The organism is Fusibacter paucivorans (assembly GCF_018390735.1).
In the GTDB taxonomy this organism is placed as follows: domain Bacteria; phylum Bacillota; class Clostridia; order Peptostreptococcales; family Acidaminobacteraceae; genus Fusibacter; species Fusibacter paucivorans.
Map to the genome: position 1 here is coordinate 1 of NZ_JAHBCL010000037.1, position 17,706 is coordinate 17,706.

Here is a 17,706-nt window from a genome sequence, read left to right on the forward strand (position 1 = left end):
ATGTCACTTCAGAAAGCTATTGTTCGTATTTCAAAATGGCTAGCTTTGCTGTACCTTCTTTTCAGGACAAGCATTATTCAAAAAATTTAAAATTGGTTGTTGACTTTTATTAGCTGGTCTGTATCATTTTTTTAAATTCAAATTTTAAATTGTTTGCTCAAATGTTTATTTCTTTCTTGTTGCTTATATTTTTTAATACTTTTGTATGCTAAAAGTCTATAATTGCTTATCATTACCAGCTTGTCGTAAATACAGTCGGCAGCGCTATGACAATTTAGCTTTAATGCTTCCTACGCCGGATGCCACGCAACCGCCATCACATAATATATCAACACCTGTTAGGTAACCTGCTCGCTTATCGGCACAGGCCGCCATGAGAAAGGCGATTTCTTCGACGTCACCCAGACGTTTGAGTGCGCTGCTTTCAATGTATTCCTGTAAATTATCCTTTTCTGCATCGCCCATTGGCGTTTCAAATGACCCGGGCGATATGGACAAAACGCGCAAATGTCTTTCGCCAAATTTTCCGGCATCTGTCTTTGCATACCATACGACAAAAGCCTTTGACATGCCATAAGCAATTTGTGAACGCATTTTCTTTGGAAATAAGTTAACGCGTTTCATCATCTTTGCCATAAAAAGCTTTTTATCAACACGGCTCAGCTTAAATGCTTTCATTGGCAAGATGGCTTTAGGCATAAAGTAGGCTGACATTGAAGAGACATCAATTAAACAGCCGCCTTCCGACATGACATCGTAGAATATTTCGTTAACGTGTATCGTTCCCAAGGCATTTACCGCCATAATCTTCTGCGCGTCTGCCATTGTCGGCGACATGCCCGCTGCATGAATAACGACCTCTACATCACCAATCGCCATTGCTCTGTGAGCAAGTGCCACGACATCTTCACGTTTTGACACATCACATGGAAAAGCTTCCGCTTCAATGCCCATGAGTTTCAGCTCATCAATGGCATGCTCTAATTTTGAAACTGTTCTGCCTGAAATGATAATATAGTGTGATTCGCCCATTACCTTCGCAGTAGCAAGTCCCATACCGCTGCCGCCGCCTGTAATTACACAGACGTTTTTTACCGGACGTTCGCTATTTTTCGTTTCGATCTCATTGAATGCCTTTTCTTTATCATCATGATTTAATGCCATATCTATTCCTCCTTATTAATGATGTCATGCCACCTGTTAAGCTAATGCCGTTATGATTAAATTCAGTCTGCTGTCATTCGCTTCATTTTCAGTTGTTTGTCTCGGCTGCCCATCAGGTCTTTTGACGTTTCCGCTTTCTATAGTTCTATTATAGGCTTCATATAAATTCGCGACTATTGTACCTATAGGCAAAATCGATGTACCTTTGGGCAATCCACTGTATTAATATTGCTTATTTTTTATGAACAAATATAAAAAAAAATCGCTTAAACACCCCTCAAAGGGGTTATAATAAGAATACACACTAACTTTATACGAGTAGGAGGCGAACTACTTTTGAAACATTCAAGTGAGCAATTACCAAAGTTCAAAACAGATGAAGAAATACTGGCAGCGTTCAAGCTGGTACTTCCTTATCTCAATCACATCGTGCGTGAAGACATGGCTGTTGGTTTAACCGATTTAGAGGTTTACTTGGGGTATTACAGAGCTAAAGAATTCGAACTGGATTTGCCTGAAGGCAAGCCAATTGATGACATTGATACCATTACAGAGTGTATCAGAAAGTCATCTGACACATTTGCCGATATTCCGCCAAATGTTTATGGACGACCGATTAAAACCATTTTCACGCCAATTTACGGTGTCAATGGTAATATCATCGGAACGTTGAGTTCCGGCATCGATCTACAGGACAACAAAAAACTAATTGTAAGCATTAATGAATTAAACCATGCCCTATCAGAAGTTGCCGCACAGCTTCAGGAAGTCGCAAAAGATGCAGGCAGTTTATCTGAATCAGGCCAAGCTTCCATGGAAAAAGCGCTTGATCTGGAAAAGAAAAACCAACATACGTCAGAAATCCTAGGCTTTATTAAAAATATTGCCAGCCAGACCAACCTACTCGGCTTAAATGCATCCATTGAAGCCGCAAGAGCTGGTGAGAACGGCAAGGGGTTTGCCGTCGTCGCGGAAGAAGTCCGTAAATTAGCCGCCCAATCCGAGAGTGCCGTACATAAAATTCAAGAAACGATTGTCGAAATGAACGGCGCTGTCAATGATATTTCAGAATCCATCGACAAAACAGGCAACATCAGCAAGGAACAGGCGAAACTCATTACTGAAATTCTCAAACGCCTGGAGCATCTATCACAAACGACGCATGATCTAGAAATTTTTGCTCAACGATATAAATAAGTTTATTGTGTATAAAAGTCTCAAACCATAAAAACCTTATGAAAGCTTTTGCTTTCATAAGGTTTTTATAATGGTTTTATGATTATGTTTGACGGTTGCGTTTCTCAACTATTAATTTTTAAGACGATGCGGCGCTTTTCCGTTTCCTTTTAAAACGCAGCGTCGGCATGGATTCAAATGCCGCGTAAATAACGGGGATAATAATCAGGGTAAAGATTACGGAAAAACCAAGTCCTGACATAAAGGCAACTGCCATCCCCTGAAAGAGCGGGTTACCGGGCAATGCTAGTGGGATCAACCCTACGACGGTTGTCGTTGTACTGAGAATAATTGGTCTAAATCGTTTTTTGACGGCTTCACGACACGCTTCATCAATTGGGATGCCGTTTTGACGTTCATTATTGATAAAGTCCACTAAGACGATGGCATTGTTGACAACAACGCCGATTAGGCTGATAATCCCCAACATTGTAAACATAGATATTGGATGATTAAAGATCAGCAAACCAATAGTTGCACCGATTAACCCAAATGGGATTGATAGAATAATAATGCCCACCTGCTTAAATGAGTTAAACTGGATCATCAAAATAATGATAATTGCCATAACGCCTACCAATGCACCAATGGCCAAGCTTCCAATCGCATCACCGAGGACATCGCTATCACCTTCGTAAAGCAGCTCTACATCACTGAACTGCATCCCTTCCAATTGATCCTTCAGTGCATTCTGAATAGTATCTGCTGAATAACCGGGTTTCACATTGGCGCCTACGTTGACAACGCGTTTACCATCGTATCGGGTAATGGACGTGTAAGAAGGTTCTAAACCGACAGATGCAATTTGTTTCAGCTCATACTTACTACCTGTTGTCGATGATTTAAAACGGAGATTTTTTAAGTCGTTGATCGAGTCTATATCACTTTTGACAATGATCGGGTATTCTTCTGCATTACGACGATAAGTCGTCGTCTCCCTTCCCATCAAAGCAATATTCAGTTCATTCTGTATAGATGCTTTGCTGAGACCATAGGGATTGAGCAAGTCGTTCGACATATCGAGATAGAGGGCATTGGTCTTCACCATGCGATTACTCGTGACATCTTTTGCGCCTTCTATGCCTTCCAGAATGCTTTCAATTTTAATAGAAGCATCATCTAAAGCGTTGATATCATCACTGACAAGTTTGACTTGAACTGGATTGCCAAGCGAAGGTACAATACCGAGTTCTGTTACGACAATGGTATTGCCTGGAATCTTCCTCGCCAGCTCATTTTGAAGGTATTCGGCAAAGACTGCCTTGTTTTTGAAGCGCTCACTCTTTGACAAATCAATACGGATCATGGCGCTCCCCTTGTCCACAGAAACGGTTGAAGCCGACGCACTAAAATCATATTTTGGAACGCGTCCGCCAACACTCCATAGATAGCTCTCCACCTCCGGCACCTCTTTTAAAAGTGCTGTAACATCTTCCATCGTCTCCTGCGTCTTATGAATGTCTGTATTGCTGGCAGTTGTAATGTCAATGTCCAAAATTGTCTTGTCTGACATCGGCAAAAGTTCCATTTCAAGCGACATCAACACCACAGATGAAAGTGCAACAAGTCCAAATGCTGCTACGATTGTAATGAATTTATGCTTTAAACCAAAATCCAGAAATTTACCAAAAGTATCTCGAAGCCGTGATTTTTTCTGTTTTGCCTGAGGGCTCTCTTTCGAAAAAAAGTAACACATCAGCGGCGTCACCAATATTGAAACAAAGTAAGAAGCAATCAATGACACAATAACGATACTTGGTAGGCTCTTAATAAAAATGCCCATAGTACCCGGCTGCAAGAAGAAAATAGCAAAGATCGCTACCGTTGTAAGGGTTGATGTCAATACTGGAAAAGCGACTTCTTTTGTGCCGTTAATACAGGCGGAAATCTTTTCTTCACCTGTATCAATGCGCACCTGTATAGCATCGCTAATAACAATGGCATTGTCAACCAGCATCCCCAGTGCGATAATCAATGCTGCCAATGATATAAACTGAATATCAATATGAAGCAGCAGCATGGCTATAAAAGCGATAAATATAGAAAGTGGGATGGCAATAGAAACGATAATACCATTGCGGAAACTCATTCCGATCATAACCACAATCAGTACGATTACAATACTTTGAAGCAGATTCATTGTAAAATCATTAATAGACGCGCCGACATCATCCGGTAAAAATGTAATCGTATCCATGACGATTTCATCCGGCAGCTGCCCTTCGTAATCCTCCATTGCTTCGCGAATTTCAGGACCGACGCTGACAATGTTGATACCCTCTTTGAAGAAAACATTGAGAAGCACTGTACTGCTATCACCATAAAAATAGTGAACCGCTTCATCATCAACCGTTTTCGTAATCGTCGCAATATCTTTTAATCTGACGATGGCACCATTCTCCATCGAGTACTGAATAATGATATTTTCAATTTCACTTAAATCATTCACGGCGCCGGAAGTGTTGACGGTTACTTTCTGATCACCGACTTCGACACTGCCGACGGGAAGAACACTGTTCTGACTCGCAATGATATTTGAAAGTTCACTTAACGAAATCGCAAGATGATTGAGTTTTTGACTGTCTACATCAATTTCAATTCGTTCATCTATTTTACCTTCAATTTCGATTTTACTAACACCTTCAATGTTAACCATTTGATTTTTAAGCTTTTCTGCCTGCTGAGCTAGCATCGCATTGCTGACTTGATCCGATGAAAAAGAAAGGATTACGCCTGCCGTGTCGAGACTCGCCGTATCAAACGTCACTTCGGTCACACCATCTGGTAAGTCCGTATCTTTCAACGTGTCGATTTTATTTCTTAAATCTTCAATTGATGTACTGAGTTTGTCAACTGAAAGCTTCGCATCAAATGATACAGTGACAATACTGGCACCATTGAGCGACGTGGATGAAATATGATCTCGATTATCAATTTCCATTGCCGTATCTTCAATTTTCTTGGTAACAAGCGTTTCCATATCCGAAGCTGAGATTCCCGGATAAATTGCTCTTATAATCACAGTTGGTGCCTGAATAACAGGATATTCCTGCTTTGGCACTGTAATATAAGACCAAATTCCAAGCACAAATATAAAGAGGACAACTGCAAGCGTCAAGGCTTTTCGTTTAATCGTTTGATAGATGATTCCTTTATTATTTGACATCATTGCCTCCTATTCAACAACGGTTACGAGATCAGCGGATTTGATCCCTTTCAGCCCTTCAGAGACAATTTGAACATCACTGGTTAAATTATCAACGAGTACGCGATTATCAAAAATACCGACGACATTTACTTCAACTTGATTGACTCTGAACAATCCTTCTCCAGCCGTTTCATCCGCTCTTAACGTATAAATATAATCAATGTCATCCATGTTGACAATCGCAGATAGCGGGATTAAATAACCTTGTTTCACTGCCAGCGGAATATCGACATTTAAAAGTGTTCCCGTTAAGAAATCGTTTTTAGGAATTTCAATTTCAACTTGGTAAGTTCGTGTTGCATTATCAGGTGTTCGCGCAATGCTGCTGACGATGCCCTTTGCCGTTTCGCCATTACCCGAAAGCGTTACCGACTGCGTCTCTGAAATTTGATTATAGTCATCGACCGGCACACTGATGAAAACTGACGAATCCATACTATCCACTGTTGCCGCCATCATGCCTGCCGAAATCGTTTCGCCAACCGTCAACGGTAAATCGGCAACAATACCATCCATCGGTGCATAAATGGTTGCCTTATCGACAGCTTCCTGTGCACGCGACAGACCAATCATGGCCTGTGAAAGCTTCGTTTCTGTAGAAGTCATTTGAACTTCCGTATTTTGATACTCCATTTTCATAATGTCATAATTCATTTTTACTTGATTAAATGCATCCGTACTAACAGAACCGATTTCGTACAATTGTTTTGTATTTTCGTAGGTCGTCTGCATGCTGTCAAGCTGCAGTGCCATTTCTGAAAGTGTCAGTTTATATTGACTCAGTGAATCTTGAACAAGTGATACATTCGCTTGCTCATTGTCCAGCGCCCTCTGAAGATTCACCAGCTCAATCGCTGCAATCGGTTCACCTTTTGTAACAATGGCACCTTCTTCTACATACAACTTTTCAACTTTTCCGGATGATTCAAAATTGAGTACGATGCTTTCGCGAGGCGCTACATAACCTAAATAGCTCAATGACTCTGTATAGGCAGATTGGCTGATCACTTCTGACTTGACAGATTTTGTTTCAGTTATCGTAGCCGTTTCTGTACTATAACTGTTTGAACAGCCTGAGAAGGCGACCAAAACACCTACTAAAATACCAACTAGCCTAAAAGCCGTATGTCTTTTTTTCATAATCTTTTCTCCATTCGCTTGTTTATAAAAATTATTTCTTACTCATCATATACGATAACAAAAGAGACAACTATTGTACCTTTGGGCAAATTGATGGAAAAGACATGCCTCAATGGGCGCTTACAGAAATCTGTACATAACGGCTCATAAAAATACGTTTATTCTAATCATTCTGTATTTTATGCGATAAAAAAGCACCCTGCAGAGACCTTTACGAATCTGCCGGGCGCTTTTGCTTTTGCTAATTTACTTTATTTTTCATACATCAATACAAGTGCGTTTTTACTTAACGCTACTTTACTACTCGTTTATCAACGCAGCCTTTACAAGCAGATTATCAATGGTTGCAGCCGCTTGCGCATAGGTGAAGGTGCTTTTTGGTGAGAGCAGCTGCTCATCCATGCCGTTGAAAATGTGATGGGACGTAACTCGGTTCACAGCAAATACTGCCCAATCACTAACCATATCAATATCGCCAAATGTCACTGGCGCCGCTTCAACATCTTGTAAAAGTGCCAGTGCATCCATTGCCTGTGTTAGCATTACCATGGCTTCTTCGCGTGTAATAGATGCATTTGGTCTGACAGTGCCGTCTTCATAGCCGCCGATGATGCCGTATTGTGCCGCAATCGTCAATGCATTCGCATCGCCTCCCTGCGCCATATCGCTAAACAGCGTTAAGTCCGCTGAATTCGTACGGTAAATGCCGAGGCCTTTTGTCAAATAGGTGACAAAATCACCACGCGTAATCGCATCATCCGGTTTAAAGTTTTCTGGATCTTCAATGACCATACGTGAAGCAAGATTATTGACAATCGCTTCTGACCAATGACCTTTTACACTTTCAACTGTTATATGATGATAAACAACTGAATAGCTGGAATTAGTCGCTGAGTTAATGATGGCATAATAGGTTCCATTTTCCAGTATTACATTTGTCGGCACATGGCTGAAAGTACCATCTTCATTGTAGACGACACCAGTTGTAATCTTGGATGGATCGACACCTTCAGGAATGGCAATTTTTCTGGATACATAACTGCTGAATTTCGTGACATCTACTTTTCTTTGTGTTCCGTCTGTTGTTGTCACTGTTGCTTCTACCGTAAAGGATACCGGCGGGTAAACGATTTCAAGATCACCTGTTTCCGCTTGATTAACAATCGCGTCTGACGTTTCCTGATCCAATTTGTCAATGGTGATATCCACAACAATGCTCTCTAGATTTGCTTCATCAATTTCAAGTGCAGAAGCCACACTGCTAATGTTCACTTCTTTTGCAGGAAGTGTGTAATCAATATCATTGGCAGATACCGTGAGTTCAAAAGCGGCATCTTCCATCGCCTTAACCATATCACCTGTCAATTGTGTTTTAACCGCCGTACTTGATGTGTTTTTAACAGGAACGACAAAGGTATTTTTCCCTTCGTTACCATTGACTGTCGCTTCATCCAGCTTTGCCTTAAGGGCTGTTTTATCAACGGAAATCGTCGTCGTCAACTTGCCATCTACCGTATCCGTTTTTTCGGTACCAATATTTTGTACTTCGCCATTGATAATGACTTCAACAGCATCTTCACCTTGTGTATTGTCATTGTCTCGGTTTGTTCGCGTCGAACCCGTATCATCGTTGTTATCCGGTGCTACTCGTGCGATTTCTACAGTATAGGTGGCCGTTGTCGCACCATCTTCTGCTGTAACAATAATGGTAATGGTATTGTTACCCATTGCCAGCGGCACATTTGTCACGTCTCCGCTGTTAACAACCGTACCGTTTATGGTTATCTGCTGAATTCGTTCTGACAGTGCAGTTGGTGTTACATCAATACTGTTGTTCGTCGTATTCGCCAACTGATAGTTTACTTGATTTTGCTGCGCTGACGGCGTTTTCGTCTCATTGCCTAGTGTCAGGGTTTTAAGAACAGCGGTATCATCTTTATTAATCACGGTTAACATATATGTTTTTTTGTCAATGCCGTTTTGTGCTGTTACTGCAAATGGATATTGCGTCGTACCATAGGCAGGTGTCACTTTGACAGTCGATGCTTTTAAACTGCTGCCGGTCGTTACATTAATCATTGAAGAAGTGGTCATATTGTAGGCACTTAAGTCTACAGTAGCCCCTTTTTCCGGCACAACGACGACGAGCAGCGAACCGCTTGTTGTGATATTGACCTGATAATTCGTCGTATCTTTGTCAAAAGCTGGTGAAATGCTGTAATCCACAACGCTTAATGATGCCAAATTCGCTAGATCGCTGTCTTTGTTAATGGTAACGGTGTATGTCGTCTTTGACACTTTATCCTGTGCCATTACAACAATGTTAACCACATTGGCACCATTTTGAAGTGATACCTTGACAGGTGATTGTGCATTGACGGCTGTACCATTCACCGTCACTTCAGCAAATGATGAATCTGAGGCGATCGGCAAGATATCGACAGTCGCTGCCGTAACATGACTGATTGTATAGCTTAGTGTATCAGCATCAAATGGCTGGTCAAGTGCATAGCCTGTTACCGTTAAACTTTTCAGTTCTGAATCGTCATTCAACTGATTCGCCGTCCACTTGGCATAGAACGTCACATCGTCTGTACCTATGGTATAGCTCGATGCATCGGCATAGTCCGTACCCTTACCGTCTGCCTGCGTATTCCAGCCTGCGAATGTATAACCTGTTTTCTCAAGACCGCCGGTATTACCCGCCACTGTGACATCAGCACCTGCTGCATAGGCGCCTGTATCCGTCGGCACATCACCGTCGGTATTGCCGTTACCGTCATAGGTGACAGTATAAGTCTGAATTTCAACCCATTTTGCATACAGTGTCAGATCATTGTCTGGCATGGTATCCGCATCAAAGTCCCACGCATTTTTATAGGCGCCGTCACTGTACCAGCCGCCAAATGAAAAACCTGTTTTCGTCGGATCTGCCGGTTTGGTAACAGTCCCTTGGTGAGCGACTGTTTGGCTGTCAATGGCACTGCCGCCTAAGACGTTAAAGGAGACGGTATGATCTGAAACGGTTTGCGCTGTATGCTTCTTCACAACAAGCTTGCCTGAGGCAATAAAAGCAGCATAATGGGTATTATCTACTTTAATGTGACTAAGCATTGTAATGGTTTTATCCGTAAGATCGGAAGTATCAACTGCCTCCCATCCATTCTCCGTATAGTGTTTCAGATACTTACTATAAACTGTATTGCCATTTACATAATCTATTACTGCATAGAAAAGATACGGTCCGTTGATTGCATTACTAAAGTGAGTATCTCGTATGCCATAAGCTTGTGCTATTGCACTCGGATCAATTTTTTGCCAAGCGCCATTACGATAAACATCAGCTGCCACTTGATAGTCATCGCCAATCGGCCGATTATAAGCAACAATAGGTACATCTTGATAGAACAAAAGTTTCGAATACGTACGTGAGATAGTATCGCCACCATTAAAACTGCCCATCGTCTCCCAACCGTTTGTCTCTGAGTATTTCATAGTAATGCCATCGCACTCATCACTCAGACCAATGCGGCTTCCATAGGCAATATATGGTACACCAACGTGAAGCGCAATCGAAGTCGTTACAAACTGGACATTTGTAAATGCATCACCCACTTGTTGCCAACCATTTGTCTCGGTGTACTTTTTGACAACACTTTTATCCTCACCATTAAGCGTGTAGAAGATATATGGAATCCCTGTGGAAACATCCATGGACATGATAACGGCATTGTTGCCATCATGAAAAGGCGTACTCCCGACTTGCTCCCAGCTATCATCCTGTTTCAGCTTTTTAACAACACCTTTTCTATTTGAACCCGATCCTTCAGTACAGGCAATATAAATGTCATTGTCATTTACCGCAACAGTATATTGCGCTGTTGCCATACTCACAGGTGCCCCTACTATTTCCCAATCATTTGACGCTGAATATCGCAGGAGGTAAAGATAATGGCCCTCTGAAAAAATATCTATGTTTTCGCTAAAGACCGTCGCATAAAGTGTATTGTTCACATAAAACAATTCCTGATTCCTGACCATACCATTAAATGTTATATTTGAACTACCCACTGTTTCCCAAGATGAATCTGTTGAATTCGCCGTCCACTTGGCATAGAGTGTTGCATTGGCTGTACCCATGGTATAGCTCGATGCTCCGGCATAGTCCGTACCCTTGCCGTCTGCCTGCGTATTCCAGCCTGCAAACGTATAACCTGTTTTCTCAAGACCGCCGGTATTACCCGCCACTGTGACATCAGCACCTGCTGCATAAGCGCCTGTGTCTGTCGGCACATCGCCGCCGGTATTGCCGTTACCGTCATAGGCGACGGTATAAGTCTGAATCTCAACCCATTTCGCGTACAGTGTCAGATCGCTGTCCGGCATGGTATCCGCATCAAAGTCCCACGCATTTTTATAGGCGCCATCACTATACCAGCCGCCAAATGAAAAACCCGTTTTCGTCGGATCTGCCGGTTTGGTAACAGCCCCTTGGTAAGCGACTGTTTGGCTGTCAATGGCACTGCCGCCTAAGACGTTAAAGGAGACGGTATGATCTGTCGCTGTTTGACCAGTGACTTGCTTCATAACCGTTGGCTTGTAATTTGCACTCGAATCAATATATAAGACATAGCTGTCTCCGCCCATTCGAAGGAACTTAAATTGGCTAAACCCATCTTCCGCAATATTGGTTGTATCAATTGCTTCCCATCCATTTGCTTCAGAATATTTGGCAATATACGCTGTATATGTCCAGGTAACACCCGAAGGTGTTACATTTTTCTGAGATGTATTAAAAGCAATATACGGCACTTGATCGTAAATATCAAAGTTTAAGCTTTGCATAGAACCTGATTCCTGAAAACTACTATCAAGCAAATGCCAATCGCCATTCTCATAGTATTCAACATAACCGGTTTGTTCATTATCGCCATAAAGGAAATAGGCCATATAGAGTTTCCCATCAGACATTTTTAGATTAATAGATTGAGCCCATCCTTTGTCAAAATAGCTCGACCCAAGCGTCACCCATCCATTCGCCTCAGAGTACTGCTTGACAGTTCCTCTATAATCGCTCTCATTCCCTGTCATATCGTGATCTTCACTATAGGCAATGTAAGGAATCCCGTTGCCCACGATAATTGCCATATTGCTTACATAATGATAGTCTGCAAGCTGATTGCCGACTTGTGTCCAACCATCTGAATCCGTATATCTTTTAACCGTTCCTTTTACATGAGTTGAACCTTCCTCCAGAGTGTTATAGAACAAATAAGGCGTTCCTGAGGTGATATCAATTGTGATGTCCCTAAATTGCTTAACATTAACAAACTTATCGCCAACAGAAAGCCATGTTCCTTCCGGCGTAAGTTTTTTCAGTACACCACTGTAAGTATTATCTATTTCTTTTACGGTATATGCCGCATAAAGCGAATGATCATACATTGCAACTTCAAAATTAGGATCTCCTATTTCAAAAGGCGTACACGCATCTATCCAGCCAGTTGCCTCTCCATATTTCATAATGTGTCCTTTATAAGTTGTAGTCAAACTTATAAAGTCGGTTTTGGATGATACGTAAGAGATATATAAAGTATCATCAAAATTGTACAATTTCGAATTGCTTGGAGAATCAGTTGTAAAACCCTTTTCACCAACCGGTACCCATGTACTCCCGGTACCCGTATCCGTTCCTGCAAATCCAAGCGTTTCCATTGAAGACACACTCATTAGCATCAATGTCATAATCACTACATACATCGTAACCCTGTACGCGAATGCTGTTTTTATATATTCTCTCTGATGTTTTCTTATCAATTCAAACATCTTTATTGCTCCTTTCTAAGTATAAATAAGTCATATTTTATAACCTCGTCTTACACCAATGCTACTGCATCTCAACCTCTCGATATTCTCGAATCGTCTTGCCCGTCCAGAGCTTGAACGCACGTAAAAATGAATTGGTTTCATCATAGCCAAGCAAAAAGGCAATTTCCTTCGTTGAAATGTTCGTATCTCTCAAGTACATTTGCGCCAATTCTTTTCGAACATTATTCAGCTGTTCCTGAAATGTCGTTTCTTCTTCAGCCAGTTTTCGCTGAACGGTTCGCCTGCTAAAGCCAATCTCGGCAGCAATGGTTTCAATACTGACGCTGCCCGATGAGAGCACTTCTACAATATTGCGCTTGACGATATCAGAAAATTGCTGAGGTCGCTCCGCGGCCATTCGAGAATCCAGTGCATTCAGGTAAAAATCCCAGACTGCCTGATTTTTAGTACAGAACTCCCGCTCTAAATCTTCCGTACTAAAGCGGATAAAACTTTCAGTGCCCACTTGCGGTTCAATGCCAAAATAGTCAGCATAAGCAGACGACGGCAATGGTGATTCTGTTTGTACCATCAATGGCTTGATGACTTTGCCAGTCCCAATTGATAAGATTCCATTCATAAAAATCATTTCAAAAGCGGCAAGCCCGAGTGGCATCTCCTCATCATCTGCTTCTGAATAAAACGAAAGATCTACATAATCCGACTTTACGTTCAGTTTTAATGTTAGCGGCGCCACAAGCCGCTTATACTTGATGATCCTGTTCAATGCCATTTTGCCGTTTTGACTGGCAAGTGCGACAATCATGACAGGGCTAAACATCTCCGGCCTTATTGATTTTCCCGCCAATAAGGGCAGCGTCATGTCCGCATCATAATGTGTTAAAACGCGCCAAAGACTATAATACTCTTCTGTGTTAATCAGCGGCTGCGGCATGTCAAAAAGATTATAAGGCAGCTTTGCCCGCTTTAAAAAATCCGACAGATCAACGCCCATCTCTGTCAGCAATAATTTGTAATTGCCATCTAATAAGTATTTCTTTGCATTCATTGTATCCTCCATTCGTCTATTCATCATGTGTCATGATGTCGCCTAGATGCAACCGATACAAATTTGTTCCCAATAATATCATATCAAAAGTACAGCTTTGCCAAACATCAATTCGCGCCTTGTTTCTATCCTAATGCGCCATCTTTATCATTTTGTGCCAATTCAATCATTTCGCGTCATTGCCCTTATATTATGCACAATCATTTTATGGTTAAATCATAAAAAAAAACAGTATGCCAACTGCATGTTTGGTATACTGGTATGATCATTATCATTCTATTGAAGCCCCGTTTTATGAAGAACATACATATTATGGAATGGGGAGTAAAAACTGAATTATGTAATTTCCTCATCAGTTATCTTAAGCTTAAATAGTGAACTTATTTTTTGTTTAAGCGAACCTATTTTTTTGTTTAAAGGATTATTGTGTTTCCAATTCATTGCGCTTATCACGAATGATCTGAAAATCCGACCACGCCTCTTTTTTTAACGCGGGATTTCTAAGCAGTGCAGAAGGATGATAGGTCGCGATCATGAAAAACCCCTTGCGTTCAATCCATTGCCCATGTTGTTTTGTGATTTTAAATTGCGGGTCAATAAGCGCCTTCGCTGCGACACTGCCGAGTAATACAATAATCTTCGGCTTTATGAGCCTTGTCTGCTGTCTCAAATACGGCAAGCAAGCCTCGCGTTCTTCCGGAAGAGGATTGCGATTCCCCGGCGGTCTGCATTTGACGATATTGGCAATATAGACATCTTCGCGTCTGATATCAGCCGCCTCAAAAATTTTATCGAGGAGCATGCCTGATTTCCCTACAAAGGGTCTGCCGGTTTCATCTTCCATTTCGCCGGGACCCTCGCCAATAAACATAATTGCTGCATTTGGATTGCCCTCGCCAAAAACGACATTTTGCCTACCCTTGCAAAGTGCACACTTTTCGCAAGACAATACTTGATTTCCCAATGCTGTTAGCGCTTCCGATGATGCTTCCATTAATGCCTCCATTTCACTAGTGCTTGTGGTATTGTTCTTCTTCCCTTACTTCCTGATAAATGTTATCCAGCATTTGGTCTAACAGTTTTCGAATAATGATTTGTTCATCATCCGTAAATCCTTTTGAAAGGACTGATGTCGTTTCTTTGTGAATGGCAAAAATGGCTTCTTTGATCTCCCATCCCTTTGCCGTCACATAGAGATTGCGTACGCGCCGATCCTCTGTGTTTTTTAATTTTTCAATATAACCATTCTGAACGAGCGGATCCAGTCTTTTTGATATCTTAATTTTATCTGACTTCATGAGTTCTGTCAGTACCTCTTGATTAATGCCCTCGTGTTCATATAAGATTTTCATAATGCGAATCTGATGAACATTGATGCCCAGAGCACGCGCTTCACGATTAATATAGAGATTGATATATCTCGAAAGCGTGGCTATATAATAACCTAATGATTCTTTCACAGTATTCTCCTCTTAAGTGATTTAGATCACTCATTGCTATTCATATTATCGCATAAAATAAAAATAGTTTCAATTCGTAACTTTATAGTTGCAAATGGAAACTATTTGTGTTACTATATAGTTGCACTTTGAAACTATTATTGATATGGAGGTCTCTATTGGCACAAAATCATCGCGCAAAATTAACGGTTGGCAATATTCCAACCCAACTCATCAAACTGACGCTTCCCATGATTGTCGGTATGATCGGCATGGTTGTCTTTAACCTCACAGATACATTTTTCCTAGGTCAACTCGGTACTGATCAGCTTGCCGCACTCTCTTTCACGTTTCCAGTCGTCCTAATCGTTGGCAGCCTCGTCAAGGGCATCGGCATGGGAACCTCAGCCATCCTCTCAAAATATATTGGTGCTCACGACATGGATAATGTCAAACACACTGCAACCAATAGCTTATTATTAGGACTGATTATCTCCTCTATTGCCGTAATCATAGGTCTCTCAACCATCAGACCGCTCTTTTCACTGCTCGGTGCAGAAGGCGTTATTTTGGATTATATTGAAGATTATATGTCCATTTGGTATTATGGCACGATTATGGTCGTCATACCAATGATAGGCAATGAAATCATCCGTGCTATGGGGGATACGAAAGTACCGGGACTCATTATGGGCGTCAGCGCTTTTGTCAATATCATTCTTGATCCCATTCTCATTTTCGGTTATGGTCCAATCCCAGCTTTAGGCATCCAAGGGGCTGCTATTGCAACGGTCTTCGCCAGAAGTATTACAGCTGTCACGTCGGTTTCAATTTTATATTTCAGAGAAAAGATTATTACCTTTTCAAATAACAGCTTCACAGCCCTCATCGCTGCCTGGCAAAAGATCTTATACATCGGCATTCCGAATTCACTGATTCAAATGGCATTGCCGGTCGGTGCGGGAATCATCACGCGTATGCTGTCATCTTATGGTCCAAATGTCGTCGCCGGTTATGGCGTTGCTACCAAAATAGAATTTTTCGCTATTGCTTTTGCAAACGCGCTGACATCGGTAATGGGCCCGTTTATCGGCCAGAACTTAGGTTCAAAATTATTTGATCGCGTGAAAACAGGCTTGAAAGTCGGTGAATTGTACGCCATGGGATCAGGTATCATGATTGCCATTCTGTTATCCATTTTTGCTCATCCCATTGCATCTATTTTTAACAAAGCACCTGAAGTTGTTGAAACAACTGTTTTGTACATTAGAATTGTCTCATTTTCATTTGGATTCCAAGGCATCCTGAAAATTTCTACAACTGTTTTGAATGTTTTGAACAAACCATTTCATGCTTCAATGATTATTTTCATCCAAACATTTGCACTCTATATTCCCCTTGCGAAATTCGGCAGTTCTTTCGCCGGACTAACCGGTATTTTCGGCGCACTCTTTATTTCTTATTTCGCAGTAGGCATTCTTGCACATTTCTTGGTTCGTAGAAATCTCCAGCAGTATATTCAGACGCCTTCCAGTTGAAAATATTACAGTAGTCAATTGATCTAATAAAAAAACCACGCTCGTCCTCTTGGCAGACTGCGTGGTATTATTTTCTGTTATCGCTGGCTTAACGTTTATGTTCTACCGTTAACGACACCCATTCTCACGAATGTTCAATCGCTAAAGTCGGATAATAAGCACTTTGGCTATCGGGCACTTCAAGAACGGGCAGTTGTGTCCCCTTTATCGTTTTAATCATTTGAAAGACTTGATGCACACTGGTTTCATCACCTTCAAGTACTATTGAAACTGCCCCTTCAGCACCTGCCAGTCCACCGGCAGCAAACGGTGTCGCCGTTACACCGAATGACTTTAGTGCGTCTATCTCATCAATTTTCTCGCCAGTCACTGGTATTAAACCGCTTGGAATTCCCATCGCTTCACCTTTTCTAAACTTCGCCGCCCGACTTGCCTGTTTAATCGAAATCGGAATGAGTTTTTCAAGCCCAATCGGCAATATAACATGGAAGCCTTTTTGACGTTTGGCCGCCATTACTTTGCCAATTGTTCCGCCGCCACCAGCGGGATTAGCAAACAATACACCAACATTTCCCTGTGGATCTAGCGCATTTGAGCCCTTTATATAAACATCCGCTTCTGTCATCTGATCTAAAATGACACCAAGCGGTTCAGGTGCTTGGAGCTTGCCATTTTTAAAAAACCACGTTTCTTTTGACACTTCAAGTGGATTATGAGCACCGGGACCACGTGATTTAATCATTGCCACTGCTTGATTCGAACCACATAACCCCTTGCTGCTCACAACGCCGCAAACCCACAATCCTTCAGGCATTGTCCCTGTAATCGCTTCATAGATATAAATCGTTGAACTACTGGGGTGTATTGCGACAATCCCTTTCTTCAGTGCCTTCTGAACACATGACCTATTAAATACGGCTTTTGCGATAAGCTTTTTTGATTCTGTTGGTGTTAAAACAACCTCTACCATGATCACCCTCCAATTATTGATTGCAAATACATCTGTTATAAACACGACGCTTAAAAATATCGACATCTACAGTTTAATGCGTAATGCGGTTATTGGCTAATACCAATTCACGTATGATATCTATAAACAGAGCA

Annotated in this window: 10 protein-coding genes; 2 read left to right on the top strand and 8 right to left on the bottom strand. The window is 41.6% G+C overall.

What is annotated here, in order from left to right; all coding sequences use genetic code 11:
- Window positions 1-264 precede the first annotated feature (264 nt).
- Entirely contained in the window at window positions 265-1,164 is a 900-nt protein-coding gene (locus tag KHM83_RS16675) for an SDR family NAD(P)-dependent oxidoreductase (RefSeq protein WP_213238186.1), read from the bottom strand.
- 336 nt (window positions 1,165-1,500) lie between these two features.
- Here KHM83_RS16675 and KHM83_RS16680 point away from each other — a divergent pair, with 336 nt between their 5' ends.
- Window positions 1,501-2,361 (top strand): methyl-accepting chemotaxis protein, encoded by an 861-nt coding sequence (locus tag KHM83_RS16680; protein WP_281415069.1) that lies wholly within the window; start codon window positions 1,501-1,503, stop codon window positions 2,359-2,361.
- A 118-nt stretch (window positions 2,362-2,479) separates the two neighbouring features.
- On the opposite strand, the gene KHM83_RS16685 is transcribed toward KHM83_RS16680, so the two are convergent.
- The 6 genes from KHM83_RS16685 to KHM83_RS16710 form a co-directional block, all read right to left on the bottom strand.
- The gene (locus KHM83_RS16685; protein WP_213238187.1) at window positions 2,480-5,566 is read right to left on the bottom strand and encodes an efflux RND transporter permease subunit; all 3,087 of its coding nucleotides are present in this window, start codon (window positions 5,564-5,566) and stop codon (window positions 2,480-2,482) included.
- A 9-nt stretch (window positions 5,567-5,575) separates the two neighbouring features.
- Window positions 5,576-6,748 carry an efflux RND transporter periplasmic adaptor subunit gene (locus KHM83_RS16690; protein ID WP_213238188.1) on the bottom strand — a complete coding sequence of 391 codons (1,173 nt, stop codon included), beginning with the start codon at window positions 6,746-6,748 and terminating at the stop codon, window positions 5,576-5,578.
- 300 nt (window positions 6,749-7,048) lie between these two features.
- The gene (locus KHM83_RS16695) at window positions 7,049-12,574 is read right to left on the bottom strand and encodes an InlB B-repeat-containing protein (RefSeq protein ID WP_213238189.1); all 5,526 of its coding nucleotides are present in this window, start codon (window positions 12,572-12,574) and stop codon (window positions 7,049-7,051) included.
- A gap of 61 nt (window positions 12,575-12,635) precedes the next feature.
- Window positions 12,636-13,625: an AraC family transcriptional regulator gene (locus KHM83_RS16700; protein ID WP_213238190.1), complete on the bottom strand. Its 990-nt coding sequence runs from the start codon at window positions 13,623-13,625 to the stop codon at window positions 12,636-12,638.
- A 421-nt stretch (window positions 13,626-14,046) separates the two neighbouring features.
- Window positions 14,047-14,619: a uracil-DNA glycosylase gene (locus KHM83_RS16705; protein ID WP_213238191.1), complete on the bottom strand. Its 573-nt coding sequence runs from the start codon at window positions 14,617-14,619 to the stop codon at window positions 14,047-14,049.
- Window positions 14,620-14,635: 16 nt separating this feature from the next.
- On the bottom strand, window positions 14,636-15,085 hold the full coding sequence (locus KHM83_RS16710) for a MarR family winged helix-turn-helix transcriptional regulator (RefSeq protein ID WP_213238192.1): 450 nt from the start codon (window positions 15,083-15,085) through the stop codon (window positions 14,636-14,638).
- Between the two features lie 158 nt (window positions 15,086-15,243).
- On the opposite strand from KHM83_RS16710, the gene KHM83_RS16715 reads away from it, so the two are divergent.
- The gene (locus KHM83_RS16715) at window positions 15,244-16,602 is read left to right on the top strand and encodes an MATE family efflux transporter (protein ID WP_213238193.1); all 1,359 of its coding nucleotides are present in this window, start codon (window positions 15,244-15,246) and stop codon (window positions 16,600-16,602) included.
- A 124-nt stretch (window positions 16,603-16,726) separates the two neighbouring features.
- Here the strand turns inward: KHM83_RS16715 and KHM83_RS16720 are convergent, their stop codons facing one another.
- Window positions 16,727-17,572 (bottom strand): hypothetical protein, encoded by an 846-nt coding sequence (locus KHM83_RS16720; RefSeq protein WP_213238194.1) that lies wholly within the window; start codon window positions 17,570-17,572, stop codon window positions 16,727-16,729.
- Between the last annotated feature and the right edge of the window lie 134 nt (window positions 17,573-17,706).

Coding starts and splice junctions, on each gene's coding strand:
- KHM83_RS16675 (WP_213238186.1), bottom strand. CDS start 1,164: ATGGCATTAAATCATGATGATAAAGAAAAGGCATTCAATGAGATCGAA.
- KHM83_RS16685 (WP_213238187.1), bottom strand. CDS start 5,566: ATGTCAAATAATAAAGGAATCATCTATCAAACGATTAAACGAAAAGCC.
- KHM83_RS16690 (WP_213238188.1), bottom strand. CDS start 6,748: ATGAAAAAAAGACATACGGCTTTTAGGCTAGTTGGTATTTTAGTAGGT.
- KHM83_RS16695 (WP_213238189.1), bottom strand. CDS start 12,574: ATGTTTGAATTGATAAGAAAACATCAGAGAGAATATATAAAAACAGCA.
- KHM83_RS16700 (WP_213238190.1), bottom strand. CDS start 13,625: ATGAATGCAAAGAAATACTTATTAGATGGCAATTACAAATTATTGCTG.
- KHM83_RS16705 (WP_213238191.1), bottom strand. CDS start 14,619: ATGGAAGCATCATCGGAAGCGCTAACAGCATTGGGAAATCAAGTATTG.
- KHM83_RS16720 (WP_213238194.1), bottom strand. CDS start 17,572: ATGGTAGAGGTTGTTTTAACACCAACAGAATCAAAAAAGCTTATCGCA.